Source organism: Bacillus sp. ILBB4 (assembly GCF_035064545.1).
Lineage (GTDB): Bacteria > Bacillota > Bacilli > Bacillales > Bacillaceae_H > Priestia.
Genome location: NZ_JAIQVD010000033.1, coordinates 1 through 1720, shown reverse-complemented (window position 1 = coordinate 1720; position 1720 = coordinate 1). Strand labels below are relative to the sequence as shown.

Here is a 1720-nt window from a genome sequence, read left to right as displayed (position 1 = left end):
AAAGTTTGGTTAAGTCCTCGATCGATTAGTATCAGTCAGCTACACATGTCGCCACGCTTCCACCTCTGACCTATCAACCTGATCATCTTTCAGGGATCTTACTAGCTTGCGCTATGGGAAATCTCATCTTGAGGGGGGCTTCATGCTTAGATGCTTTCAGCACTTATCCCGTCCACACATAGCTACCCAGCGATGCCTTTGGCAAGACAACTGGTACACCAGCGGTGTGTCCATCCCGGTCCTCTCGTACTAAGGACAGCTCCTCTCAAATTTCCTACGCCCACGACGGATAGGGACCGAACTGTCTCACGACGTTCTGAACCCAGCTCGCGTACCGCTTTAATGGGCGAACAGCCCAACCCTTGGGACCGACTACAGCCCCAGGATGCGATGAGCCGACATCGAGGTGCCAAACCTCCCCGTCGATGTGGACTCTTGGGGGAGATAAGCCTGTTATCCCCGGGGTAGCTTTTATCCGTTGAGCGATGGCCCTTCCATGCGGAACCACCGGATCACTAAGCCCGACTTTCGTCCCTGCTCGACTTGTAGGTCTCGCAGTCAAGCTCCCTTGTGCCTTTACACTCTACGAATGATTTCCAACCATTCTGAGGGAACCTTTGGGCGCCTCCGTTACATTTTAGGAGGCGACCGCCCCAGTCAAACTGCCCACCTGACACTGTCTCCCGGCCCGATCAGGGCCGCGGGTTAGAATTTCAATACAGCCAGGGTAGTATCCCACCGACGCCTCCACCGAAGCTAGCGCTCCGGCTTCTCAGGCTCCTACCTATCCTGTACAAGCTGTACCAAAATTCAATATCAGGCTACAGTAAAGCTCCACGGGGTCTTTCCGTCCTGTCGCGGGTAACCTGCATCTTCACAGGTACTATAATTTCACCGAGTCTCTCGTTGAGACAGTGCCCAGATCGTTACGCCTTTCGTGCGGGTCGGAACTTACCCGACAAGGAATTTCGCTACCTTAGGACCGTTATAGTTACGGCCGCCGTTTACTGGGGCTTCGATTCAGAGCTTCTCCCAAAGGATAACCCCTCCTCTTAACCTTCCAGCACCGGGCAGGCGTCAGCCCCTATACTTCGCCTTGCGGCTTCGCAGAGACCTGTGTTTTTGCTAAACAGTCGCCTGGGCCTATTCACTGCGGCTCTCTCGGGCTATACACCCTACCAGAGCACCCCTTCTCCCGAAGTTACGGGGTCATTTTGCCGAGTTCCTTAACGAGAGTTCTCTCGATCACCTTAGGATTCTCTCCTCGCCTACCTGTGTCGGTTTGCGGTACGGGCACCTCCCGCCTCGCTAGAGGCTTTTCTTGGCAGTGTGGAATCAGGAACTTCGGTACTATAATTCCCTCGTCATCACAGCTCAGCCTTTATGATGAGCGGATTTGCCTACTCATCAGCCTAACTGCTTGAACGCGCATATCCAGCAGCGCGCTTACCCTATCCTACTGCGTCCCCCCATTACTCAAACGGCGGGGAGGTGGTACAGGAATATCAACCTGTTGGCCATCGCCTACGCTTTTCAGCCTCGGCTTAGGTCCCGACTAACCCTGAGCGGACGAGCCTTCCTCAGGAAACCTTAGGCATTCGGTGGACAAGATTCTCACTTGTCTTTCGCTACTCATACCGGCATTCTCACTTCTAAGCGCTCCACCAGTCCTTACGGTCTGACTTCACAGCACTTAGAACGCTCTCCTACCACTGACATC

The 1720-nt window shown here is 54.1% G+C and carries 1 rRNA gene; it reads right to left on the bottom strand.

Annotated features, from left to right (window positions below):
* Window positions 1-5: 5 nt before the first annotated feature.
* A 23S ribosomal RNA gene (locus LAV82_RS31135) occupies window positions 6-1720 on the bottom strand; the annotation flags it as partial.